At 51.9% G+C, this 24310-nt stretch carries 26 protein-coding genes; 13 read left to right on the top strand and 13 right to left on the bottom strand.

Annotated features, from left to right (window positions below; genetic code table 11):
- Nucleotides 1-26: 26 nt before the first annotated feature.
- Both znuB and znuC read right to left on the bottom strand, forming a co-directional pair.
- The gene (gene znuB, locus NMD08_RS10700) at nucleotides 27-812 is read right to left on the bottom strand and encodes a zinc ABC transporter permease subunit ZnuB (protein ID WP_003034874.1); all 786 of its coding nucleotides are present in this window, start codon (nucleotides 810-812) and stop codon (nucleotides 27-29) included.
- A complete protein-coding gene (gene znuC, locus NMD08_RS10705) occupies nucleotides 809-1564 on the bottom strand; it encodes a zinc ABC transporter ATP-binding protein ZnuC (RefSeq protein WP_006684140.1) in 756 nt (251 codons plus the stop codon). Before znuC ends, znuB begins: the two co-directional genes overlap by 4 nt.
- A gap of 78 nt (nucleotides 1565-1642) precedes the next feature.
- Here znuC and znuA point away from each other — a divergent pair, with 78 nt between their 5' ends.
- From znuA to lpxM, 3 genes are all read left to right on the top strand, one after another.
- On the top strand, nucleotides 1643-2587 hold the full coding sequence (gene znuA, locus NMD08_RS10710; RefSeq protein ID WP_151219486.1) for a zinc ABC transporter substrate-binding protein ZnuA: 945 nt from the start codon (nucleotides 1643-1645) through the stop codon (nucleotides 2585-2587).
- 15 nt (nucleotides 2588-2602) lie between these two features.
- Nucleotides 2603-3922: a murein DD-endopeptidase MepM gene (mepM, locus tag NMD08_RS10715; RefSeq protein WP_151219485.1), complete on the top strand. Its 1320-nt coding sequence runs from the start codon at nucleotides 2603-2605 to the stop codon at nucleotides 3920-3922.
- A 119-nt stretch (nucleotides 3923-4041) separates the two neighbouring features.
- Complete coding sequence (gene lpxM, locus NMD08_RS10720; protein ID WP_187252269.1) at nucleotides 4042-5013, top strand: lauroyl-Kdo(2)-lipid IV(A) myristoyltransferase; 972 nt, start codon at nucleotides 4042-4044, stop codon at nucleotides 5011-5013.
- Between the two features lie 42 nt (nucleotides 5014-5055).
- On the opposite strand, the gene pyk is transcribed toward lpxM, so the two are convergent.
- Together pyk and NMD08_RS10730 are read right to left on the bottom strand one after the other, a co-directional pair.
- The gene (pyk, locus tag NMD08_RS10725) at nucleotides 5056-6498 is read right to left on the bottom strand and encodes a pyruvate kinase (RefSeq protein WP_003034890.1); all 1443 of its coding nucleotides are present in this window, start codon (nucleotides 6496-6498) and stop codon (nucleotides 5056-5058) included.
- 119 nt (nucleotides 6499-6617) lie between these two features.
- Nucleotides 6618-7487, bottom strand: coding sequence for a MurR/RpiR family transcriptional regulator (locus NMD08_RS10730; protein ID WP_151219514.1), 870 nt, complete (start codon nucleotides 7485-7487; stop codon nucleotides 6618-6620).
- Between the two features lie 367 nt (nucleotides 7488-7854).
- On the opposite strand from NMD08_RS10730, the gene zwf reads away from it, so the two are divergent.
- The 3 genes from zwf (at nucleotide 7855) to kdgA (ending at nucleotide 12051) form a co-directional block, all read left to right on the top strand.
- Nucleotides 7855-9330 (top strand): glucose-6-phosphate dehydrogenase, encoded by a 1476-nt coding sequence (gene zwf / locus NMD08_RS10735; RefSeq protein ID WP_187252270.1) that lies wholly within the window; start codon nucleotides 7855-7857, stop codon nucleotides 9328-9330.
- Between the two features lie 233 nt (nucleotides 9331-9563).
- Nucleotides 9564-11375, top strand: coding sequence for a phosphogluconate dehydratase (gene edd, locus NMD08_RS10740; RefSeq protein WP_151219483.1), 1812 nt, complete (start codon nucleotides 9564-9566; stop codon nucleotides 11373-11375).
- Between the two features lie 34 nt (nucleotides 11376-11409).
- On the top strand, nucleotides 11410-12051 hold the full coding sequence (kdgA, locus tag NMD08_RS10745; protein ID WP_003034901.1) for a bifunctional 4-hydroxy-2-oxoglutarate aldolase/2-dehydro-3-deoxy-phosphogluconate aldolase: 642 nt from the start codon (nucleotides 11410-11412) through the stop codon (nucleotides 12049-12051).
- 67 nt (nucleotides 12052-12118) lie between these two features.
- Here the strand turns inward: kdgA and purT are convergent, their stop codons facing one another.
- Nucleotides 12119-13297: a formate-dependent phosphoribosylglycinamide formyltransferase gene (gene purT / locus NMD08_RS10750; RefSeq protein ID WP_151219482.1), complete on the bottom strand. Its 1179-nt coding sequence runs from the start codon at nucleotides 13295-13297 to the stop codon at nucleotides 12119-12121.
- Between the two features lie 132 nt (nucleotides 13298-13429).
- Between purT and yebG the strand changes: the two genes are divergently transcribed.
- From yebG to ptrB, 4 genes are all read left to right on the top strand, one after another.
- Complete coding sequence (yebG, locus tag NMD08_RS10755) at nucleotides 13430-13720, top strand: DNA damage-inducible protein YebG (RefSeq protein WP_151219481.1); 291 nt, start codon at nucleotides 13430-13432, stop codon at nucleotides 13718-13720.
- Nucleotides 13721-13841: 121 nt separating this feature from the next.
- Nucleotides 13842-14195 carry a protein YebF gene (gene yebF, locus NMD08_RS10760; protein ID WP_151219480.1) on the top strand — a complete coding sequence of 118 codons (354 nt, stop codon included), beginning with the start codon at nucleotides 13842-13844 and terminating at the stop codon, nucleotides 14193-14195.
- Between the two features lie 94 nt (nucleotides 14196-14289).
- Entirely contained in the window at nucleotides 14290-14949 is a 660-nt protein-coding gene (locus tag NMD08_RS10765; protein WP_061068073.1) for a tellurite resistance TerB family protein, read from the top strand.
- Nucleotides 14950-15035: 86 nt separating this feature from the next.
- Nucleotides 15036-17084 carry an oligopeptidase B gene (ptrB, locus tag NMD08_RS10770; RefSeq protein WP_187258831.1) on the top strand — a complete coding sequence of 683 codons (2049 nt, stop codon included), beginning with the start codon at nucleotides 15036-15038 and terminating at the stop codon, nucleotides 17082-17084.
- 8 nt (nucleotides 17085-17092) lie between these two features.
- Here ptrB and exoX read toward each other — a convergent pair whose 3' ends face one another.
- The 3 genes from exoX to NMD08_RS10785 all read right to left on the bottom strand — a co-directional run bounded on the left by exoX (nucleotide 17093) and on the right by NMD08_RS10785 (nucleotide 18772).
- Entirely contained in the window at nucleotides 17093-17755 is a 663-nt protein-coding gene (gene exoX / locus NMD08_RS10775) for an exodeoxyribonuclease X (RefSeq protein ID WP_151219477.1), read from the bottom strand.
- A gap of 23 nt (nucleotides 17756-17778) precedes the next feature.
- A complete protein-coding gene (locus NMD08_RS10780) occupies nucleotides 17779-18435 on the bottom strand; it encodes a nitrilase-related carbon-nitrogen hydrolase (RefSeq protein WP_151219476.1) in 657 nt (218 codons plus the stop codon).
- A 106-nt stretch (nucleotides 18436-18541) separates the two neighbouring features.
- Nucleotides 18542-18772, bottom strand: a complete 231-nt coding sequence (locus NMD08_RS10785; protein WP_114682575.1) for a DNA polymerase III subunit theta — start codon at nucleotides 18770-18772, stop codon at nucleotides 18542-18544.
- A 143-nt stretch (nucleotides 18773-18915) separates the two neighbouring features.
- Here NMD08_RS10785 and yobA point away from each other — a divergent pair, with 143 nt between their 5' ends.
- From yobA to NMD08_RS10800, 3 genes are read left to right on the top strand one after another with little or no spacing between them, the layout of a single operon-like run.
- Nucleotides 18916-19290, top strand: a complete 375-nt coding sequence (yobA, locus tag NMD08_RS10790) for a CopC domain-containing protein YobA (RefSeq protein ID WP_151219475.1) — start codon at nucleotides 18916-18918, stop codon at nucleotides 19288-19290.
- Nucleotides 19291-19293: 3 nt separating this feature from the next.
- Nucleotides 19294-20166: a copper homeostasis membrane protein CopD gene (gene copD / locus NMD08_RS10795; RefSeq protein ID WP_370620127.1), complete on the top strand. Its 873-nt coding sequence runs from the start codon at nucleotides 19294-19296 to the stop codon at nucleotides 20164-20166.
- Nucleotides 20167-20186: 20 nt separating this feature from the next.
- Nucleotides 20187-20525 (top strand): YebY family protein, encoded by a 339-nt coding sequence (locus tag NMD08_RS10800; RefSeq protein ID WP_003833793.1) that lies wholly within the window; start codon nucleotides 20187-20189, stop codon nucleotides 20523-20525.
- A gap of 336 nt (nucleotides 20526-20861) precedes the next feature.
- Here the strand turns inward: NMD08_RS10800 and NMD08_RS10805 are convergent, their stop codons facing one another.
- From NMD08_RS10805 to NMD08_RS10825, 5 genes are all read right to left on the bottom strand, one after another.
- A complete protein-coding gene (locus NMD08_RS10805) occupies nucleotides 20862-21947 on the bottom strand; it encodes a tyrosine-type recombinase/integrase (RefSeq protein ID WP_137366845.1) in 1086 nt (361 codons plus the stop codon).
- Complete coding sequence (locus NMD08_RS10810; protein WP_137366844.1) at nucleotides 21916-22188, bottom strand: excisionase; 273 nt, start codon at nucleotides 22186-22188, stop codon at nucleotides 21916-21918. The genes NMD08_RS10805 and NMD08_RS10810 overlap by 32 nt, the downstream gene beginning before the upstream one ends.
- Nucleotides 22189-22252: 64 nt before the next feature.
- Entirely contained in the window at nucleotides 22253-22495 is a 243-nt protein-coding gene (locus NMD08_RS10815) for a DUF4060 family protein (protein ID WP_370620128.1), read from the bottom strand.
- Nucleotides 22482-23159: a hypothetical protein gene (locus tag NMD08_RS10820; protein WP_370620129.1), complete on the bottom strand. Its 678-nt coding sequence runs from the start codon at nucleotides 23157-23159 to the stop codon at nucleotides 22482-22484. Before NMD08_RS10820 ends, NMD08_RS10815 begins: the two co-directional genes overlap by 14 nt.
- A gap of 34 nt (nucleotides 23160-23193) precedes the next feature.
- Complete coding sequence (locus NMD08_RS10825) at nucleotides 23194-24306, bottom strand: RecT family recombinase (protein WP_198579663.1); 1113 nt, start codon at nucleotides 24304-24306, stop codon at nucleotides 23194-23196.
- Nucleotides 24307-24310 lie beyond the last annotated feature (4 nt).

A 24310-nucleotide genomic window follows, 5' to 3' on the forward strand; every position in this document is an offset into this window, starting at 1 on the left:
GCGAAACGCCACCGGGCAGCACACATTCAGCTCGCCTGCTTTTTCATCATGCTGAAAATAAACAGCAGTGCAGCACACAGCACCACAGATGGCCCTGCTGGCGTATCATAGAACGCTGAGAACGTCAGACCGCCTGTAACCGCTATCATTCCAACGCCCACGGCAACACCTGCCATCTGCTCTGGCGTACGCGCAAAACGGCGTGCGGTGGCCGCAGGAATAATCAGCAATGATGTGATAATCAACGCCCCGACAAATTTCATCGCCACGCCAATCGTTAACGCCGTAACCAGCATCAGCAGTAGCTTTACGCGTTGCAGCTTCACGCCATCGACAAATGCCAGATCCGGGCTGATGGTCATCGACAACAGGTTACGCCACTGCCAGAACAAAATCGCCAGAACGATAACCACGCCAATGGCGATGGAGATGAGATCTTCTGGCGTCACGGCGAGCAAATCACCAAACAGGTAGGCCATCAGATCCACTCGGATGTTGGACATCAGGCTAACGACAACCAGCCCTAATGACAGCGCACTGTGAGCCATAATGCCCAGTAAGGTATCAATCGCGAGGTGAGGGCGTTTCTCCAGCCATACCAGACCGCCAGCCAACAACAAAGTGACGGCGATTACCGCATAGAAAGGGTTTACATCCAAAAGCAGGCCAAAGGCGACCCCCAGCAGCGACGCGTGGGCCAGTGTATCACCGAAATAAGACATTCGACGCCAGACCACAAACGAGCCAAGCGGGCCAGCGGCACAGGCCAGCATGATCCCGGCTAACCAACCGGGTAATAACAATTCAATCATGAGTGACCATTTCCCCGGCGTAAGACAATACGACCCTGTAAATCGTGGCGGTGATTATGATTATGACGGTATATTCCGAGTTGTTCGGCGCCGCGTTGTCCGAACATTGAGATGAATTCCGGATGCATGGAAACCACTTCCGGCGCGCCGGAACAACAAATATGATGGTTCAGGCACAGTACCTCATCGGTTTTTGCCATCACCAAATGCAGATCATGGGAAACCATCAGTACGGCGCAATCCAGTTCACGTCGCAATTGGTCGATAAGATCGTAAAGTGCGACTTGCCCATTGACATCCACACCCTGGGTTGGCTCGTCAAGCACCAATAACTGAGGCTTATTCAATAAAGCACGAGCCAGCAGGACGCGTTGCGTTTCTCCACCAGAGAGTTTTTGCATCGGCGCATTCATCAGATGCCCGGCCTGAACGCGCTTCAGCGCCGGAAGAATATCCTCTTTTTTGGTGCCGGGACGTAAGCGCAAAAAGCGACTTACCGTCAGCGGAAGCGTAGTATCGAGGTACAGTTTTTGCGGCACATAGCCAATCCGCAGTTGTCCATTACGCTTGATAACTCCCTCATCAGCCGCTACCAGCCCTAATACAACGCGCACCAGCGTAGACTTCCCTGCTCCATTAGGGCCGAGAAGCGTCAAAATTTTACCGGGTCGAAGTTCAAGCGAAACGTCAGAAAGGACGCGGCGTTGACCATAAGAGACCGAGACATTTTCCAGTGAAACCAAAGTCGTCATATCAATTTTAGTCTTGCAGAAGTTATAGAATGTTATAATATCACATTTCTTGCATTCATTACGATGATTGGTCGCATTATGTTACATAAAAATACGCTTCTTTTCGCAGCATTATCTGCTGCTCTTTGGGGTAGTGCAACACAGGCAGCAAATGCCACTGTCGTGGCTTCTCTTAAGCCGCTGGGGTTTATCGCTTCAGCCATTGCAGACGGGGTTACTGACACCCAGGTTTTGCTACCTGACGGGGCGTCCGAACACGATTATTCATTGCGTCCTTCAGACGTAAAACGCTTACAGGGCGCGGACTTAGTCGTTTGGATTGGGCCTGAGATGGAAGCGTTTATGGAAAAATCAGTCAAGAATATTCCTAACGCAAAACAGGTAACGATTGCGCAGCTCAATGACGTGAAACCGTTACTCATGAAAGGTGCCGATGACGACGATGACGATCATGGACACAATGATGCTGGCGGCGAAAAAAGTGACGAGCATCACCATCATGGCGATTACAACATGCATCTTTGGCTTTCCCCAGAGATAGCGCGGGCCTCAGCGGTTGCAATCCATGAAAAATTAGTGGAACTTATGCCGCAAAGTCGAGCCAAACTTGACGCCAACCTGAAGGATTTTGAGGCACAATTAGCCGCAACCGATAAGCAGGTAGGTAACGAGCTCGCGCCGCTCAAGGGGAAAGGTTACTTCGTTTTTCATGACGCCTATGGCTATTACGAAAAACACTACGGATTAACACCGCTTGGTCACTTTACCGTGAACCCTGAGATTCAACCTGGTGCGCAGCGTTTACATGAAATAAGAACACAGTTGGTTGAGCAAAAAGCAACCTGCGTTTTTGCTGAGCCACAGTTCAGGCCAGCGGTCGTTGAAGCTGTTGCGAGAGGGACATCCGTTCGAATGGGAACGTTGGATCCGCTCGGAACGAATATCAAACTGGGTAAAACAAGCTATTCAGCGTTTTTGAACCAATTAGCCAACCAGTATGCGAGCTGCCTGAAAGGAGATTAATGAGGAAGTGAATACGTGCAACAGATAGCCCGCTCTGTCGCTCTGGCATTTAATAATCTGCCGCGACCCCATCGCGTTATGCTGGGGTCGCTTACCGTACTGACATTGGCTGTCGCCGTCTGGCGACCCTATGTTTACCATCCCGATTCTGCCCCCATCGTCAAAACAATCGAGCTGGAAAAAAGCGAGATTCGCTCGTTGTTGCCTGAGGCCAGTGAACCTATCGACCAGGCCGCTCAGGAAGACGAAGCCATCCCACAGGATGAACTGGATGACAAAACGTCTGGTGAAGCTGGCGTGCATGAGTATGTCGTCTCCACGGGTGATACGCTGAGCAGCATTCTGAATCAGTACGGCATCGATATGGGAGACATCAGCCAGCTCGCAGCGTCCGACAAAGAACTGCGAAACCTGAAAATTGGTCAGCAGCTTTCCTGGACGTTAAGCGCAGAAGGTGAGTTGCAGCGTCTGACCTGGGAAGTTTCCCGCCGCGAAACCCGTACTTACGATCGCACCGCGACGGGTTTCAAAATGAGCAGTGAAATGCAGCAGGGCGATTGGGTTAACAGCCGAATCAAAGGCACGGTGGGCGGAAGTTTCGTCGCCAGCGCCAAAGAAGCCGGGCTGACCAGCTCTGAAATCAGCGCAGTCATTAAGGCCATGCAGTGGCAGATGGATTTCCGCAAGCTGAAAAAAGGCGATGAGTTCTCGGTACTGATGTCGCGCGAAATGCTTGATGGTAAACGTGAGCAAAGCCAGCTGCTGGGCGTGCGTTTACGTTCTGAAGGCAAAGATTATTACGCCATCCGTGCGGAAGACGGTAAATTTTATGATCGCAACGGTACCGGTCTGGCGAAAGGTTTCATGCGTTTCCCTACGGCGAAGCAGTTCCGCATCTCCTCAAACTTTAACCCGCGTCGCCTGAACCCGGTGACAGGGCGCGTTGCGCCGCACAAAGGCGTCGACTTTGCGATGCCGCAAGGGACGCCGGTGCTGTCGGTAGGTGATGGCGAAGTGGTGGTGGCCAAACGCAGTGGTGCAGCCGGATATTATGTTGCCGTGCGTCATGGTCGCACCTATACCACGCGCTATATGCACTTACGTAAGCTGTTGGTCAAACCAGGACAAAAAGTGAAACGTGGCGATCGTATCGCACTGTCAGGCAATACGGGGCGTTCAACGGGTCCGCATCTGCACTACGAAGTTTGGGTTAACCAACAGGCTGTTAACCCGCTGACGGCGAAACTGCCGCGTACAGAAGGGCTGACCGGTTCAGATCGTACCGATTACCTGGCACAGGTGAAAGAGGTTGTGCCTCAGTTGCGTTTCGATTAATTACTACACTGAAAAAGCCGGTACGCATAGCGTGCCGGCTTTTTTATTTTGTACGGCGCACGGTGCGCCGCTACACTATCAGCAGATTTACTTTTCGCGGCACCAGACACTGGAAGAGCATGGAAACGAAAAAAAAGAATATTGAGTATATCCCTGAGTTTCACAAATCATTTCGCCATCCGCGCTACTGGGGCGCCTGGCTGGGTGTGGCGGCGATAGCTGGCATTGCGTTAACGCCAGCATCATTTCGTGATCCTATTCTGGCAAAGCTCGGACGGCTTGCCGGAAGACTGGGAAAAAGCTCGCGTCGCAGAGCATTGATCAATTTATCTCTCTGCTTTCCTGAACGTAGCGAAGCTGAGCGTCAAGCCATTGTTGATGAGATGTATGCAACTGCGCCTCAGGCGATGGTCATGATGGCAGAACTGGCGATACGTGGCCCGGAGAAAATTCAGAATCGGGTTGACTGGCAGGGGCTGGAAATCATTGAAGAGATGCGTCGCAACGATGAAAAGGTGATCTTTCTGGTTCCTCATGGTTGGGGCGTAGATATCCCGGCGATGTTGATGGCGTCCCAGGGTCAGAAAATGGCTGCGATGTTTCACAACCAGGGAAATCCGGTATTCGATTATGTCTGGAACACGGTGCGCCGACGCTTTGGTGGTCGTTTGCATGCGCGAAATGATGGCATCAAACCATTTATCCAGTCCGTGCGTCAGGGATATTGGGGTTACTACCTGCCGGATCAGGATCATGGTCCTGAGCATAGCGAGTTTGTCGATTTTTTTGCTACCTATAAAGCCACGTTGCCGGCGATTGGTCGCCTGATGAAGGTCTGTCACGCCCGCGTCGTGCCACTGTTTCCGGTGTACGATGGTAAAACGCATCGGCTGACGATTCATGTTCGTCCACCGATGGATGACATCCTGACCGCGGATGACCACACCATTGCCAGACGAATGAACGAAGAGGTGGAGATTTTTGTCACGCCACATGTCGAACAATACACCTGGATTTTGAAACTGCTTAAGACACGTAAACCTGGCGAAATTGAGCCCTATAAGCGCAAAGATCTCTATCCGAAGAAATAAAAAAAGCCTCTCAAACGAGAGGCTTTTTTATATTTGAGTCACTTATTCTACGGTCAGAATACGTGTGGTATTGGTTGAGCCTATAGTGCTCATCACATCGCCCTGGGTCACGATCACCAGATCACCCGAAACCAGATAGCCTTTATCGCGCAGCAAGTTCACCGCTTCATTAGCAGCAACGACACCGTCTGTTTCGCTGTCGAAGTGAACCGGGGTGACGCCGCGGTACAGGGAGGTCAGATTCAGCGTACGCTCATGACGAGACATCGCGAAAATCGGCAGACCAGAGCTGATACGAGAAGTCATCAGCGCGGTACGACCAGATTCCGTCATCGCGATGATAGCGGTAACCCCTTTAAGGTGGTTAGCGGCGTACATCGCTGACATAGCAATGGCTTCTTCAACGTTATCAAACTGCACGTCAAGGCGGTGTTTAGAGACATTGATGCTTGGGATTTTCTCCGCGCCCAGACAAACGCGGGCCATTGCCGCGACGGTTTCCGCCGGATACTGACCTGCTGCTGTTTCTGCAGAGAGCATAACGGCATCGGTACCATCAAGGACGGCGTTCGCCACGTCCATTACTTCTGCACGGGTCGGCATTGGGTTGGTGATCATCGACTCCATCATCTGGGTAGCGGTGATAACTGCCCGATTCAGCTGACGCGCGCGACGAATTAATGCTTTCTGAATGCCTACCAGCTCAGGATCGCCAATTTCAACGCCCAGGTCGCCACGCGCCACCATTACTACGTCGGAAGCCAGAATGATGTCATCCATCGCATTCTGGTCGCAGACGGCTTCTGCACGTTCTACTTTGGCGACGATTTTCGCATCGCAGCCAGCGTCGCGCGCCAGACGGCGGGCATAGTTCAGATCCTCGCCGCAGCGTGGGAAGGAGACGGCCAGATAGTCAACGCTGATTTGCGCGGCGGTGATAATGTCGGCTTTGTCTTTTTCGGTCAGAGCTTCAGCAGAGAGGCCGCCGCCCAGTTTGTTGATGCCCTTGTTATTAGACAGCGGGCCACCAACGGTCACTTCGGTGAAGACTTTCATGCCCTGAACTTCGAGCACCTTGAGCTGAACGCGACCGTCATCAAGCAGCAGGATATCACCAGGCACGACGTCAGCAGGCAGCCCTTTATAATCAATGCCGACTTTTTCTTTGTCTCCTTCGCCTTTGCCAAGGTTGGCGTCTAACAGAAACTTGTCGCCAACATTAAGGAATACTTTACCTTCTTTAAAGGTAGAAACGCGGATTTTAGGTCCCTGCAGGTCACCTAATATAGCTACATGACGTCCCAGTTTTGCGGCAATTTCACGGACCTTATCCGCCCGCAATTTGTGATCTTCTGGAGAGCCGTGAGAAAAGTTCATACGTACAACGTTCGCACCCGCGGCGATAATCTTTTCAAGGTTGTTATCGCGGTCAGTTGCCGGGCCTAACGTGGTAACGATTTTGGTTCTGCGAAGCCTTCTGGACATGTAATACTCCGTTGACTGAAACAACTTGGTGTTGCGTGAACATTAATCCGGCCGTTCTCAAACATTAACGGTAAAATGAACAACCCGGATGATAAAAGGGTAGAACATTGTTATTGCTTTTAGCGGTCATCACTCTTGATGAGTAATTCTTTATCAAAACGCGATTCCTTGAGCGCTTCCTTGACACGCTTCAAGTTATCTCTAAATTTTGCCCCACGGCGCAAAGTAAATCCTGTAGCCAGCACATCTATCACGGTCAGTTGAGCAAGTCGAGAGACCATGGGCATATAAATGTCAGTATCTTCCGGTACATCGAGGGTAATTGCCAGCGTTGCTTCACGCGCCAGCGGCGTGCCGGGAGATGTGAGGGCGATAACCATCGCGTCGTTTTCCCTGGCCAACTGCGCCAGCTCAACCAGACTTTTGGTTCTTCCGGTGTGAGAAATAAGCACAATGACGTCGTCGTCGCTACAATTCATACAGCTCATGCGTTGCAGAACAATATCGTCGGAATAGATTACCGGTACGTTAAATCGGAAAAATTTATTCATCGCGTCATGCGCGACTGCAGCGGAAGAACCCAGGCCAAAGAAGGCAATTTTTTTCGCCTGGGTTAACAAATCTACCGCCCGGTTTACCGCCGCGTTATCCAGCGACTGGCGGACGTGGTCGAGACTTGCCATCGCTGACTCGAAGATTTTCCCCGTGTAACATTCTACGCTGTCATCCTCATCCACATTGCGATTAACATAAGGAGTGCCATTGGCCAGACTTTGCGCCAGATGCAGTTTAAAATCAGGGAAGCCGCGTGTGTCCATACTGCGACAGAAACGGTTAACCGTCGGCTCGCTGACATCGGCCTCAGCGGCAAGCGCGGCGATGCTTGAATGGATTGCCCGCTCGGGAAAGGCAATAATGATATCGGCGACTTTACGCTCTGACTTGCTCAAATGTTCCAGTTTTAACTGGATTTTTTCCAGCATATTCATGATGTAGGTAGACTCATGGGTCATGGACAAAACGATTTCAGCAATAAGGGGAAATCGGGGCATAATTCAGTGTATAGATATTACCCCTGCTGATGCGGCAACGGGGCAAAATGGACAGGATAGTTGTTGTTTTTTTTCATTACATGATCGGAGTCTGGTTTTCTTACTTCGTCATGGGTACGAAAAAAGGCGACTTTTTTGTCCATTTTGCTGCGGTAAACGACAATTAAGCGTCTGTTCGCGGTAACAGCACGGCTGGATAAGCGTTTACGGTTTCCGGATTCACGTAAAAGCAGTACAGTGCACTGTAATAAAATTACAACCAGTGTCTGGCAGAAGCACCAGGTACTTAATTGAGGAGAATGACATGGCGGTAACGCAAACAGCCCAGGCATGTGACCTGGTCATTTTCGGCGCGAAGGGCGACCTGGCGCGGCGGAAATTGCTGCCTTCCCTGTATCAACTGGAAAAGGCCGGTCAGATTAACCCGGAAACCCGTATCATCGGAGTAGGGCGTGCCGACTGGGACAAAGCAGCCTATACCAAGGTTGTGCGCGAAGCGCTCGAAACCTTCATGAAAGAAAAGATCGATGAAGGTTTATGGGAAACCCTCAGTGGTCGTCTGGAGTTTTGTAATCTGGACGTCAATGACACTGCCGCGTTCAAACGTCTGGGCAAAATGCTGGATCAAAAATCGCGTACCACCATTAACTATTTTGCGATGCCGCCGAGCACCTTTGGCGCGATCTGCAAAGGCCTGGGTGAAGCAAAGCTGAATGCTAAACCCGCCCGCGTGGTGATGGAAAAACCGCTGGGCACGTCGCTGGCGACATCCAGGGAGATCAACGATCAGGTTGGCGAGTACTTCGAAGAGTGTCAGGTTTATCGTATTGACCACTATCTCGGCAAAGAGACGGTTCTGAACCTGCTGGCACTGCGTTTTGCTAACTCCCTGTTTGTGAACAACTGGGATAACCGCACTATTGATCACGTAGAAATTACCGTGGCTGAAGAAGTCGGTATTGAAGGTCGCTGGGGCTATTTTGACCAGGCCGGTCAAATGCGCGACATGATTCAGAACCACCTGCTACAAATTCTGTGCATGATCGCGATGTCTCCGCCGTCCGATCTGAGCGCCGACAGCATCCGTGACGAAAAAGTGAAGGTGCTGAAATCGCTGCGTCGCATCGATCGTTCGAACGTACGTGAAAAAACGGTTCGCGGTCAGTACACCGCAGGCTTTGCCCAGGGCAAAAAAGTGCCGGGATACCTGGAAGAAGAAGGCGCGAACAAGAGCAGCAATACGGAAACGTTTGTGGCGATCCGTGTGGATATCGATAACTGGCGCTGGGCGGGCGTTCCGTTCTATCTGCGTACCGGTAAACGTTTACCGACGAAGTGCTCAGAAGTCGTGGTTTACTTCAAAACGCCTGGGCTGAATCTGTTTAGAGAGTCCTGGCAGGATCTGCCGCAGAACAAGCTGACCATTCGTTTGCAGCCTGATGAAGGTGTTGATATCCAGGTACTTAACAAAGTGCCTGGTCTGGATCATAAACATAATCTGCAAATTACCAAGCTTGACCTGAGCTATTCCGAAACCTTCAATCAGACGCACCTTGCTGATGCCTATGAGCGCCTGCTGCTCGAGACGATGCGTGGTATCCAGGCGCTGTTTGTGCGTCGTGATGAAGTTGAAGAAGCATGGAAGTGGGTCGACTCGATTACTGAAGCCTGGGCGATGGACAACGACGCGCCGAAGCCGTATCAGGCAGGTACCTGGGGACCGGTTGCTTCTGTGGCCATGATCACCCGTGATGGTCGTTCCTGGAACGAATTCGAGTAAAATGTCATCTAGCCCATTGGTGTTATTTTACCGGTAACATGATCTAACACAGATTGTAGAATAATTTTTGCACTTTTAAGCTCCGTGTGGATTCACCCGCGGGGCTTTTTTTATTACACTGCCTGAAACGATTTTGCCCTTGAGCTACGGCTAACAAGCGATTCAGCTGTTTTTAACCCATCTGAAGCACATTGTTAATCCAACGCTCTGACAGATAAATTTCAGGAGCCTCTATGAATCCGAATTTGTTACGCGTAACACAACGTATCGTCGAACGTTCTCGTGACACACGTTCCGCCTACCTCGCCCGTATTGAACAAGCGAAATCAACTACCGTTCATCGCTCACAGCTGGCATGCGGTAACCTTGCCCATGGTTTTGCCGCGTGTCAGCCGGACGACAAAGCTTCGCTGAAAAGCATGCTGCGTAACAATATCGCGATTATTACCTCCTATAACGACATGCTTTCCGCGCATCAACCGTATGAACACTATCCGGCCATCATTCGTAAAGCGCTGCATGAAGCCAATGCGGTAGGCCAGGTCGCAGGCGGTGTGCCGGCTATGTGTGATGGTGTGACCCAGGGACAGGATGGGATGGAACTGTCCCTGCTGAGTCGTGAAGTGATTGCGATGTCGGCTGCGGTGGGCCTTTCCCACAATATGTTCGACGGCGCGTTGTTCCTCGGCGTGTGCGACAAAATTGTTCCAGGTCTGGTGATGGCGGCACTGTCATTTGGGCATCTGCCTTCAATATTTATCCCTTCCGGTCCTATGGCGAGCGGTCTGGCGAACAAAGAAAAAGTGCGTATCCGTCAGCTGTATGCTGAAGGTAAAGTCGATCGTATGGCGCTTCTTGAATCCGAGGCGGCGTCTTATCACGCACCGGGAACCTGTACGTTCTACGGCACAGCAAATACCAACCAGATGGTGGTGGAGTTTATGGGGATGCAATTGCCAGGCTCCTCATTTGTGCACCCAGATGCGCCGCTGCGTGAAGCGCTAACCGCAGCAGCAGCCCGTCAGGTGACGCGCCTGACCGGCAACGGCAATGAATGGATGCCGATCGGTAAAATGATCGATGAAAAAGTGGTAGTGAACGGGATTGTCGCGCTGCTGGCGACCGGGGGCTCAACCAACCATACGATGCACCTGGTGGCCATGGCGCGCGCAGCCGGTATTCTCATTAACTGGGACGACTTCTCCGATCTGTCCGATATCGTGCCGCTGATGGCGCGTCTGTACCCGAATGGACCGGCAGACATTAACCACTTCCAGGCGGCGGGTGGGGTACCGGTATTAATGCGTGAGCTGCTTAACGCGGGTCTGCTGCATGAAGATGTGAACACCGTCGCTGGATTCGGTTTATCACGCTACACCATGGAGCCGTGGCTTAACAATGGTGAACTGGACTGGCGTGAAGGGGCGGCGAAGTCGCTGGACAGCAACGTGATTGCCACCTTTGACCAACCTTTCTCTCATCATGGCGGCACCAAAGTGCTGAGCGGAAACCTTGGCCGAGCGGTGATGAAAACATCGGCGGTTCCGGTAGAAAACCAGATCATCGAAGCACCGGCGGTTGTCTTTGAAAGTCAGCACGATGTGTTACCGGCGTTTGATGCGGGTCTGCTTGACCGGGATTGCGTGGTGGTTGTGCGTCATCAGGGACCAAAAGCGAACGGAATGCCAGAATTACATAAACTCATGCCGCCACTTGGTGTATTATTGGACCGTTGTTTCAAAATAGCGTTAGTTACTGATGGACGACTTTCAGGTGCTTCAGGTAAAGTGCCTTCAGCAATCCATGTAACTCCGGAAGCCTATGATGGCGGGCTGCTGGCAAAAGTACGCGATGGCGACATCATTCGTGTGAATGGACAGACAGGTGAATTAACGCTGCTGGTTGATGAAGAGGAACTTGCTTCTCGTCAGCCTCACATTCCTGACCTCAGCGCATCGCGCGTGGGTACTGGCCGTGAAATGTTCAGCGCGTTGCGTGAAAAGCTGTCCGGTGCGGAGCAGGGCGCAACCTGTATCACTTTTTAAGACTTATTTTGTAATCAGGCGAGAGAAAACTCTGATGAAAAACTGGAAGACAAGTGCAGAAGCAATCCTGACCACTGGCCCGGTTGTACCGGTTATCGTGGTTAATAAACTGGAGCACGCGGTGCCAATGGCAAAAGCGCTGGTTGCAGGGGGCGTGCGCGTTCTGGAAGTGACCTTACGTACCGCATGTGCGATGGATGCCATTCGCGCGATCGCCAAAGAAGTTCCGGACGCTATCGTTGGTGCGGGTACCGTACTGAATCCACAACAGCTGGCTGAAGTTACCGAAGCGGGGGCGCAATTTGCTATTAGCCCAGGCCTGACCGAACCGCTGCTGAAAGCCGCAACCGAAGGCACTATTCCGTTAATCCCGGGTATCAGCACCGTTTCTGAACTGATGCTGGGTATGGATTACGGTTTGAAAGAGTTCAAATTCTTCCCGGCGGAAGCGAACGGCGGTACTAAAGCGCTGCAGGCGATTGCGGGTCCGTTCTCACAGGTCCGTTTCTGCCCAACCGGTGGTATCTCTCCGGCGAATTACCGTGATTATCTGGCACTGAAAAGCGTACTGTGCATCGGCGGTTCCTGGCTGGTTCCGGCAGATGCGCTGGAAGCGGGTGATTACGATCGCATAACCAAACTAGCTCGTGAGGCTGTTGAAGGCGCGAAGCAGTAATTGCGCAAAATGCCCGGTAATCACTACCGGGCCTGCGAGTCTGTAACGGGCCATTCGGCCCGTTTTTTTATCCTTTTACCTTCACCTGTGCGGCCGCATTTTTTGCCCGAATCACCGCGTCCTCAATATTCTGCGCGGTAGTCAGCACCACGCCCAGACGACGGCTACCGTCGATTTCCGGTTTGCCGAAGAATCTAACTTGCATACCTGCGCCCACGGCGGCCTGAACGTTATCAAATGTCACATTCTGACTGGTAAGCTGCGGCAGAATAACGGCGGAAGCTGAAGGTCCATACTGGCGGATTGCGCCAACGGGCAGACCGAGGAATGCGCGAACGTGCAGGGCAAACTCGGACAGATCCTGCGAAATTAAGGTCACCATACCCGTATCGTGAGGGCGAGGGGAAACTTCGCTGAAAATTACCTCATCACCGCAGACGAACAGTTCGACCCCAAACAGTCCGTAGCCGCCCAGCGCCAGCACCACCTTACGGGCAATCTCCTGCGCGCGTGCCAGTGCCAGTTCACTCATTTGCTGTGGCTGCCAGGATTCACGATAATCGCCATCCTCCTGACGATGTCCAACCGGCGCGCAGAAATGCACGCCATCAACGGCACTGACGGTAAGCAGGGTGATTTCAAAATCAAAATTCACTACGCCTTCGACGATAACGCGCCCGGCACCAGCCCGGCCACCCTGTTGAGCATAATCCCAGGCTGTAGTGAGCTGATCGGCTGAACGGATAAAACTCTGTCCTTTACCAGATGAACTCATTACTGGTTTCACGATGCAGGGATAGCCGATTTCAGTGACGGCTTCGCGAAAGCGGGCCTCGCTGTCAGCAAAGCGGTAAGAAGAGGTTGGTAGAGACAATTCTTCGGCGGCGAGTCGACGGATCCCTTCGCGGTTCATGGTCAGTTGCGTAGCCCTGGCGCACGGCACGACACGCTGGCCTTCCTGTTCCAGTTTGACCAGCATATCCGTAGCAATCGCCTCGATTTCCGGCACGATATAATGTGGTTTTTCACGCTCTACGAGTTGGCGTAATGCTTCGCCGTCCAGCATGTTGATTACGTACGAGCGGTGGGCAACGTGCATGGCTGGTGCGTCGGGGTAACGATCCACGGCAATGACTTCCACACCCAGGCGTTGACATTCAATTGCCACCTCTTTACCTAGTTCACCCGAACCTAATAACATCACTCGCGTTGCTGCGGGACGCAGCGCTGTGCCTAATAACGTCATAAATTAATCCCCTGTTTTATCTGGGCGCATTATAAACGAAAACGTTTGCGTCTGTCTTTATTACCAGGTTGATTTCGAGGCGCAAAAAGAATATACTGTACATAAATACAGGTAATTTAAGAGGCTGCAAAAATGGCGGTTGAAGTTAAATACGTAGTCATTCGGGAAGGTGAGGAAAAAATGTCGTTTACCAGCAAAAAGGAAGCCGATGCGTATGACAAAATGCTTGATACAGCGGATTTGCTCGACACATGGCTGGAGCAATCGCCGGTAGCGCTTGAAGACGAGCAGCGCGAAGCGCTTTCCCTGTGGCTGGCTGAGCAAAAAGATGTACTAAGCACCATTCTGAAAAATGGCAAATTGCCATCGCCACAGGCGGTCGAAAACGACGCGCACGGTGAAGATGATACTCAGGCTGCCTGAAACGACTTGCGCTCCTGACGTTTTGTACCATGCTTTTCCCTGAATCATTGTGCAATCCCTGACGTCATTTCTCATTGCTACAAGCAATCTGAAGGACGAAGGGGAGTTTAAGGAGAAAAGAATGTATAAAAAAAGAGCGTTGTTGAGCCTGCTGCTGCTGTCTGCCAGCGCATCTGTATTTGCGGCAAATATGGAAAGTAAAAATGTCCAGTTCCCTAAGTGTGAGGGACTGGACGCTAAGGGTATTGCGGCGAGCGTGAAACGTGATTATCAACAAAATCGCATCGCGCGCTGGGCTGACGATCAAAAACGCGTCGGGCAAGCCGATCCTGTCGCCTGGGTCAACACACCCGATATTACGGGCAAAGACGGTAAATGGTCTGTTCCTCTGACGGTTCGCGGTAAAAGCGCGGATATTCACTATCAGGTAAAAGTCGATTGCAAAGCCGGAACGGCGGAATATCAGCCGCAGTAACGGAGGTATTTGCACATCTTTTGATGACCAGGACACTTCCTGACATCCCCTCGGGTACGCTCTGATGATTATTCGTCTGTACTTGAGGGGCAAAATGGCTAACTGGCTGAATCAACTACAATCTCTTCTTGGGCAAAAAGGATCCTCCGCGTCATCTTCTGGCGAGCAAGGGCTGAGTAAACTTCTGGTTCCGGGCGCGTTAGGCGGTCTGGCTGGATTACTGGTTGCCAACAAATCTTCACGTAAATTACTGAGTAAATACGGCACCAGCGCACTTCTGGTGGGGGGCGGTGCGGTTGCCGGGACTGTGTTATGGAACAAATACAAGGATAAAGTCCGCGCAGCGCATCAGGATGAGCCGCAGTTTGGTGCACAAAGCTCTCCGCTGGATGAGCGAACCGAACGTCTGATTCTGGCGCTGGTTTTTGCGGCAAAAAGCGATGGCCATATTGATGCCAAAGAACGTAGCGCTATTGAGCAGCAGCTCCGTGAAGCGGGCGTGGAAGAGCAGGGCCGCGTTTTGATTGAGCGCGCCATCGAACAACCGTTAGATCCTCAGCGCCTGGCGCAAGGTATCCGCAATGAAGAAGAAGCGCTGGAAATTTACTTCCTGAGCTGTGCGGCGATCGATATCGACCACTTTATGGAGCGTAGTTATCTGAATGCGCTGGGCGATGCGTTGAAGATCCCGCAGGATGTTCGTGAGGGCATTGAACAGGATCTCAAGGAACAAAAACAGGCTTTACCGGGTTAAATACTTACCGCTAAGGTGCATGTTTCGCTTGCATCATTGCTGTCTTTTGCCACCCTTATAGGATGATTAAGCAAAAGAACAATGACATGCTACCAACAGCTTCTCGTATTCCCCACGCCATGACTCAGCATGGCGACACCCGCGTTGATAATTATTACTGGCTGCGAGATGACACCCGCTCGCAGCCAGAAGTGCTGAATTATCTGCAACAAGAAAATGCGTATGGCCGCCAGATTATGGCCTCGCAGCAGGCCTTGCAGGATCGCGTCCTGAAAGAGATTATCGACCGAATCCCGCCTCAGGACGCTTCCGCCCCCTATGTGAAGAATGGTTATCGCTACCGCCATATTTATGAACCGGGGTGCGAATATGCCATTTATCAGCGTCAGTCTGCCTTGAGTGAAGAGTGGGATGAATGGGACACGCTGTTGGATGGTAATCAGCGTGCGGCCCACAGTGAGTTTTATACGCTGGGCGGGCTGGCGATATCTCCGGATAACACCATCATGGCGCTGGCCGAAGATTATCTTTCTCGTCGGCAATATGGTGTGCGGTTTCGCAATCTGCAAAGCGGGAACTGGTATCCGGAAGTTCTGGAAAACGTTGAACCGGACCTGATCTGGGCGAATGACTCGCAGACCTTCTATTATGTGCGCAAACATGCAACCACTCTGCTCCCGTATCAGGTCTGGCGGCATACTGTCGGCTCGCCATCATCCCTGGATGAGCTGGTATATGAAGAGGCTGATGACATGTTTTATGTCAGCCTGCATAAAACCACATCGTTACACTATGTCGTTATTCATGTCGCCAGCGCGACCACAAGTGAGGTTTTGCTGCTTGACGCGGAGCTGGCGGATGCCGAACCGTTGGTATTTTTAGCTCGGCGTAAAGATCACGAGTACAGCCTCGATCACTATCAGCATACGTTTTATTTGCGTTCCAACCGCAAGGGTAAAAATTTCGGCCTGTATCGCACCCGGGTACGTGATGAACAAGCCTGGGAGGCGCTGATCCCGCCGCGCGACAATATTATGCTGGAGGGCTTTACGCTGTTCACAGACTGGTTGGTGGTGGAAGAGCGCCAGCGGGGCTTAACCAGCCTACGCCAGATCAATCGTAAAACGCGTGAAGTGGTCGGTATCGCCTTTGACGATCCGGCTTATGTGACCTGGCTTGCCTATAACCCTGAGCCGGAGACATCGCGCCTGCGTTATGGCTATTCCTCCATGACCACCCCGGACACGCTGTTTGAACTGGATATGGACACCGGGGAACGTCGCGTGCTCAAGCAGACGGAGGTCCCCGGATTTGATGCGGCGAACTATCGCAGCGAACACCTATGGATCACTGTGCGTGATGGTACAGAGGTTCCGGTTTCGCTGGTTTACCATCAAAAGTACTTCCTGAAAGGGAAAAATCCGTTACTGGTTTATGGCTATGGCTCGTATGGCGCCAGCATGGACGCCGATTTCAGCAGCAGTCGCTTGAGCCTACTGGATCGCGGCTTTGTGTATGCCATTGCCCATGTGCGTGGCGGCGGTGAGTTAGGGCAACAATGGTACGAAGACGGTAAGTTTCTGCAGAAGAAGAATACCTTCAATGATTACCTCGACGTCTGCGATGCACTGCTAAAAATGGGCTATGGCGCACCTTCGCTATGTTATGGCATGGGGGGAAGCGCCGGAGGAATGTTAATGGGTGTCGCCATCAATGAGCGCCCCGAACTGTTTCATGGCGTCATTGCACAAGTGCCATTTGTCGATGTGCTGACCACAATGCTGGATGAGTCAATTCCATTGACGACCGGTGAGTTTGAAGAGTGGGGTAATCCGCAGGAGGAAGAGTATTACACCTACATGAAAAGCTACAGTCCGTATGACAATGTTACCGCGCAGGCTTATCCGCATCTGCTGGTAACGACGGGCTTGCACGACTCTCAGGTGCAATACTGGGAACCGGCAAAGTGGGTGGCAAAACTGCGTGAGCTGAAAACGGACGACCATCTGCTGTTACTCTGCACAGATATGGATTCCGGGCACGGCGGTAAATCCGGACGTTATAAATCTTACGAAGGCGTGGCCCTGGAATACGCTTTTTTGATTGGGCTGGCGCAGGGAACACTGCCTGGATAAGCCTAAACTCAGGCGTTATCCAGATAGTGTTTCAGCGTTAAGCGCAGCTCCGGGCTCATGCTGTCGAGGTTATTAAATAACCAACGCAGATAGCCTGGATCGCGTTCAGCCACTTCTGACACCGGTTTTCCACGGTACTTACCAAAAGTGAAAGTGGTCAGTAATGCGGGGCGGCCGGTAATATCCACCATCTGTTCTGTTGTCCAGCCTGACGTCTGCATAATGTCGATCAGGAGTGCGGCGGTGATATAACAATCGTACAGGGCGCGGTGATGATGCAGGCCTGCTGGCGTCTGGACGCTCAGCTTGCGCGATTTATACAGCGCCATGTTGCTGTATTTTATCCCTGGCCACAAACGCCGGGAGAGTTTCATGGTGCAAATCCACTCTCCGGGCATGTCGGGTAATACGCGGCGGTCAAAGCTGGCATTGTGCGCCACGTACCACTCGCTGCCGTAATATTGCGGGATGACATCTTCAATCCACGGTTTATCGGCCACCATCGCTTCTGTAATGCGATGGATTGCCATCGCCTGGGGGCTGATTGGGCGGTCAGGACGCACCAGATGGCTCATTGGATTAACTATTTTTCCGTCAACCACGTCGACAGAAGCAATCTCAACAATGCCTCCCTGCAGACCACAGGTTTCTGTATCTATTATGCGCAACATACCATGCTCCTGACCCAAAACGACTAGCGTAATGGAATGATATCACCTTGCCAACCCCGTGGCGTGCGTTGACCGGTTAAGAGCAAAGAACCGCTATCTGCGCGAACAATCAATCGACCGCGCTCATCCCATAACGCGCTGCTGCCACGCGCATTGGCCATTAATACCGCAATGGCAAACTTGTGCGAGAAACTCTGTAGACGAGATGTAGAAGAGAGCAGCTCAGGTTCACTGACGGACTGAGAACTGGTGAACAGTGAGTAAGCAGGGTCGATATCGCTTCCTTCTGGCTGGCTATCCACAACGCTGATGGCATTTTGCTGTCGGGCGATACAGGCTCCGTGACTATGATGAAACATTAAGGGCGAGGTCATCCTGGGAGAGAAAAGCGCGATGCCTTTTACGAACCGGTTGTTATGTTCCACCGGTAGTCCTGCAATGATCGTCATACGATAAGTCACAGCGGCATGGGCGAGAGGTTCTAACAGCGCTTTATCGGGTGGGGCAGGCAGCGCGTCATGTTCATCGACACAACCTAACAAGGAGAGGGAAGGGAATACCAGCAATTCACATTGGCATTGAGCGGCTGCCTGAATGAATTGCAGGTGATGTGCGACATGCTCGGTAACTGAGGTATGAAGAGGTTCGTACTGTGCTGCTGCGATTTTCCAGTGTGACATAATGATTTCCTTTTCATAGTGTCTACAATCATCCTTAAAGTATAGATTAAGAATATACTTATACTGTAGCAGCCATCATGTAAGGAATCGTAACGTAATATAAGTTTTATTTAACTTTAGGCTCGTAAGGTAAACGGGAAAGGGAAACGGATGCCAGTCGGTGCGCGATGAGCCTTTCGCGAAACCAGCCGCGTAAATGTTCGGGCTGTTCACGTTCAACAACTTCAGCAACAACGGGCATGTTGTATCGCTCCTTAAACGCAACACCCGCAGCGGCCAGGTCAACATTGACCTTATCCATCTCCGCCTGCTCAAGTTTGGCCAGATTGATGTTCATGGGCTTCTCCTTTTCTCTGTCTTTCGGCGCGCAAAGTTACTAAGAGTGTGCATTAATGGCAAGACCGAAATGATGATTCTCGACTCGATCATTGTAGAAGGTTATTCTCTATAGATTAGACATAACAAAAAGGAATAGTTGAAATGGCTTCATCTGCATCTCTGCTTCGCAACGCTCTCATCGTACTCGCCAGCGTGCTGGCAACGCCCGCCGCCCTGGCGCATGCTCATCTGACAAAACAAAACCCGGCTGCGAATGCTGAGGTTACGACATCTCCTCAGGCGTTGACGCTGAATTTTTCTGAAGGCGTGGAACCCGGATTTAGCGGAGCAACGCTGACAGGCCCAAATAAAGAACAGATCAAAACGGGCAAGGCGTCTCGCAGTGAACAGGATAAAACGCAATTGATTGTTCCGCTTGCTCAAACGCTTGAGGCCGGGAAATACACGGTCGACTGGCACGTCGTCTCCGTGGATGGTCATAAGACAAAGGGGCAATATACCTTTAGCGTGAAATAACCAATGCTGGCATTTACCTGGGTTGCACTGCGTTTTATCCATTTTACCACGCTGATGCTGGTGTTTGGCTGTGCGCTTTACGGCGCATGGCTGGCTCCCGTTTCGGTTCGTCGTTTAATGATGCGTCGTTTTTTGCGTCTGCAACAGCATGCCGCAGCGTGGAGCTTCATCAGCGCGACGCTGATGCTGGCGATCCAGGGGGGGTTAATGGGATCAGGCTGGCGGGATGTTGCCTCTACTGACGTTTGGGGTGCCGTGCTGCAAACGCAGTTTGGTGGCGTATGGCTATGGCAAATTATCCTCGCGCTGGTTACGTTGGTGATAACAATTATGGTCCCGCGCAACATGCCGCGACTGCTGTTAATGTTGACGATTGCGCAGTTTATTTTGCTAGCTGGCGTCGGACATGCAACGCTGCACAGCGGTATCGTTGGGGCATTCCAGCAGGTTAACCACGCCCTGCATCTGGTATGCGCTGCCGCCTGGTTCGGCGGTTTGCTGCCTGTACTTTACTGTATGCGAATGGCGCATAGCCGCTGGCGGGAACAGGCCATCAGTACCATGATGCGCTTTTCCCGCTTTGGGCATCTTTTCGTTATCGGTGTTTTACTTACTGGTATCATGAATGCGCTGTTTATTGTCGGTTTTTCCATTCCCTGGCACATGGCTTACGGGCAACTGCTTTTGTTAAAAGGTGCTCTGGTGATGCTAATGGTGGCGATTGCGCTGGCGAATCGGTATGTTTTGGTACCACGCATGCGGCAGGATAACCGCAGTATGACTCTCTATTTTATTTGGATGACTAAGCTGGAATGGGGAATTGGGGCGGTTGTGCTGGCGATAGTCAGCCTGTTTGCCACTCTCGAACCTTTCTGATTGATGGACTGGCGAAACGCATGAAAAAAATCATTATCTCGTTATTACTACTGGCAAGCTCTGGGGCCGCGCTGGCTGCGCCACAGGTCATTACCGTCAGCCGTTTTGAGGTTGGCAAAGATAAGTGGGCGTTTAATCGGGAAGAGGTGATGCTGACCTGCCGTCCAGGAAACGCACTGTATGTCATCAACCCCAGTACGCTGGTGCAATACCCGTTGAATGATGTCGCCAGACAGCAAGTAGAAAGCGGGAAAACCACGGCGAAGCCGATCGAGATTATCCAGATTGATGACCCGGCGAAACCGGGTGAAAAAATGAGCCTGGCGCCGTTTGTGGAGCGTGCAGAAAAGCTCTGTTAATTGCCAGATGTAGCGCTCTGATTTCCAATAAAAAACCGCAAGGATCTCGCAGGAGAACTTGCGGTTTTAGCGTTTGGATGCGTGACGATCGCCCTTTTTTTCCGGCCACTTTAGTCGCGGACTGGAAAACCTGGCGCTGTCATCTATTCTTAAATAGCAGGGTAACTTAGCCTGCATTAATGCCAACTTTTAGCGCACGGCTCTCTCCCAAGAGCCATTTCCCTGGACCGAATACAGGAATCGTATTCGGTCTCTTTTTATCTATCTGTTTTCATTGGGTTTTTTCGGCGCTTTCACGAAATCCCACGAAAATTACTCGAAATTTCCATATCCTGTCTAAACCATAACATATTCTGCACCGCGTGCGTCCAGGTATTTTTTGGTCATTGTTAAATTTTTATGCCCCAGCAGTCTCTGTGCAAAATCCTCTCCGCGCTCTCTTTCATAGAGTCTGCTCGCCAAGCTCCTGATCTCATGGAACGGGGGAGGGTTGGGGCCAAACTTTAACTCTGTAGAATCCCTGATATCAGAAAATGCTTGGGTGATTCCGTCCGGGGTTAACGGACCTGGCTTCCTGCCGCCACGCCTTACCGCAGAATAAAGCATGAAGTCTGACGGGTTGTTTTTACGACAACGGTCGATAATATCCTGCAGCACCAAATCAGCAGAGTCCAGTCGCAAATCAAGTGGCAACGCCAATTTGTGACCTGTCTTTTCCTGCGTCACAAACAACCTTCCATCCCTGATATCGCTGAATCTGAACAACGATACGTCCTCTCTTCTCTGCCCGGTGACCAGCGCCAGATCACATGCATTTGCAGCCCATCCAGAATGAGCGGTTGCGGCATCCCTTATTATCTCAAACTGCTCGAGCAAAAGACGCTCACGCTTCACTTTTGGTGTCGGCGTTCTTGTCGGCTCTGCCGGGTTCCTTTCAATATGCCCCTCGACGATCGCCTCCCTGAAAATATCCAACAATACCGAACGCAGGCCGGAGGCCATGCTCTTCTTATCGCAGAGTATGTAACTCTCCAGGAAAGTAGATACGTCCTTTGTGCTGACCGCCGATAGCGGCATACGTCCGAATTCATCACTGATAGTGGCGATCTGGTTGCGCCTGACCTTCATCGTGTTGGGCTTCAATTCTCTTCGCTCAAGAATTACTTCGTAGCGCTCGAGCCACGCTTTCACCGTAAATGTTGGTGTTTCCTTTATGCGGTCCAGCAGCGCTGACGGAAGGTAATTTTGGTCGATGTAGTTGTTGGCCTCGATGGCCTGAGAAATGGCGTCCTTTCTGTCGATCCGGCCAAGAGATAACTCTTGACCGGTAATCGGGTTTCGCCAGCTATAAAGCCTGTCTCTTTTACGATAGGTCAGGTTACGGGGCAGGTTAGCGTCGTAACGAACTGGCCTTTTCGCCATGAGTCAGTCTCTCCAGTAGAGTGCCGCCAGTAGACAGCGCTAAGCGTTTTGTTTTGGGACGAAGGTTCTTTTTGCTCGGATCCACATAGATGGCATCTGGCTGAACCTTATATTCTTTGCCGTGAAGCTCCGGGGCAGGGTATATACGTCCCTCCCGCGCCCATCGGCGAAGTGTTGAAAGAGACGGCGGGGTTGAATAAGTTGAATTCGCCCATTCCAGCAGATTAAGAAGCTTGGCCATACTACCTCCGGCTTCCGGCAACTTATTATAGAGCTGCCGGAAAACTGTTAATGAAATATCGTTATCAACTCACCTGACCAGGCAGCGCACGCAATCTGCGCATACCTGTCATTGCCGTGGCCACGTGGCTCGCCTTACGGTTAACCACCTCAACCCAGACCTTCACACCTTCAACTCTCACAGTGTATGTCTCCTTCATCTTGCTGCGCCCGTAGTCGCCGTAGCGTTGCTGGTGGGTAGCCAGTGCGATGTCGCAAGCCTGACGCGCTAACGGGGATTGCTGATTGCCTCGGTTAATCAGTCGCATGGTCATCTCCTTCGATACGCTTAAACTCAATAACCCACACCCACGGATTAGCCTGCCAGCTGCCTTCTCCGTAGATGGATTCCCACAGTTCTTCCCACACCTGAAAGCCATAAGTGGCGGGGCGGAAGTCGTAAAGACCACAGCCGATCTCTTTGCAGATATCTCCCAGGGTAATGGCCTGCAACCGTTCCACGCGTACATCGGTGATCTCCAGTAGGATGCGGGATGCCCAGCGCGGCATGTGGATAGATGGGCGCTTACGCCATAAATGATTTGGCTTGGCAGCAGAGAATTTTCCACCACCCAATCCGTTTGGGTAATGGTCGTTAGGTTCGTTTGGCGGATTACCATCTGCCGCAAAGAGAACCCGTCGTGAACCATACCAGCCGTATTCATCATCATCAGGGTAACGGGCGTAACTCTGTCCAGCCTGCCACCATGTCTCGCGCACCCAAATTCGATCGCCTGGTTTGCCGTGTGGACTGTTTCTATAATTCCCCGCTAATAGTTCACCGGCTAATTCATTTCCTGACAGTTCGCACATTGCATCTCTATCAATATGCGGGAACTTTACTGGCCGCCGGGTCTGCGTCTTCCCGGCGTCGAGAATGGCGCTAACCATCTCACCATTGAAAATCATTGGGCGTTCCGTAATTTTCGTCATGTCGTTACCGGGAGGGCGAACCCTCCCGCCTCCCTTAGGCCACGTATTCCGGTTTCATATCCGCCAGGGTGATGCTGAACCGATCGTGCAGCTCGTCGCCCATGTGACGCTTATTGGTTGCCAGCACGCGCTCAACTTCGGCGAATAGTTCTGCTGCGCCCGGTTCATCCGGAGACGGTAGAGAGTTGATCGCGGCTTCAACCTTGTTACGTGAATCAACCAGGTAATAGCGCTTAACTGCCTTGTTCTTCAGCTCGGTGAACAGGGCAGAACCGAGCGTGACCTTCGCGCTTTCGATGTCAGCGCGCAGTGCTTTGGCGCTATCAACATCCTGCGCAGCATCGATGCGTTCGCGGAAATCATCGGCCAGTGAGCCGATATTTACCGATGATTCTTGTGCGCTCTGCGTGGTTGTGACGGTGTCACCTGAGATATCCGCCAGGCTAACGCGTTGCGGCGCCGGGTTAATCTCCTTCTCTGTGCGCTGCTCGACTTCATCCGGGGTATAAACGCCGAGAACGACCGCAGGGCAGTACAGTCGCGCCCAGTATTTAAGGGCCAGATATGCGATCTGCTGTTTCGGGTTCGAAATCCACAGTGGAGAGTTACGTGTAATCACGCTGGAGAGGAATACCGGTTCGCCCCAGGTAATCTCACTTTCGCCGCGAATGACGGCACCCACACGAACCGACAGGCCTTGCTCGTCGGCGCTGTTCCAGCCCCGTACCATTTCTTTCTTGTCGTAAGTTCCACCGCCTTTTGCAGGCTTCTTCACGATCTCTTCGCGGCTGCTGGCGCATTTCGACCAGTCGCCTTCGTACTCATAGTGAAAGCGGCCAACGATGGCGTTAGAGCTGGAGATCACCGCGTTTACCAACTGCGCTTCATAGCCCAGCACACCGTTGACCAGGTGCGTTTTCTGCGCCACTGCGTAAGGGTTCATGCCCCATTGCATGGCCTGCATGATGATTGCCATGCAGTCGGCAGGATTCCCGCGAAGATGCTCGGGAACCGTGACGGCAGCCTGTGCCATCAGGCCCGCCACCGACTGAAGCTGCGTTAATGCTTGAACATTAAAAATGGCGTTGCTGGCGGAAATAGTGTTCGGAGCCTGTTGCTCTGCAGTTACGATATTCATGTTTTCCATCATC

It is taken from the genome of Citrobacter meridianamericanus (genome assembly GCF_041320245.1).
GTDB classification, from domain to species: Bacteria; Pseudomonadota; Gammaproteobacteria; order Enterobacterales; family Enterobacteriaceae; genus Citrobacter; species Citrobacter meridianamericanus.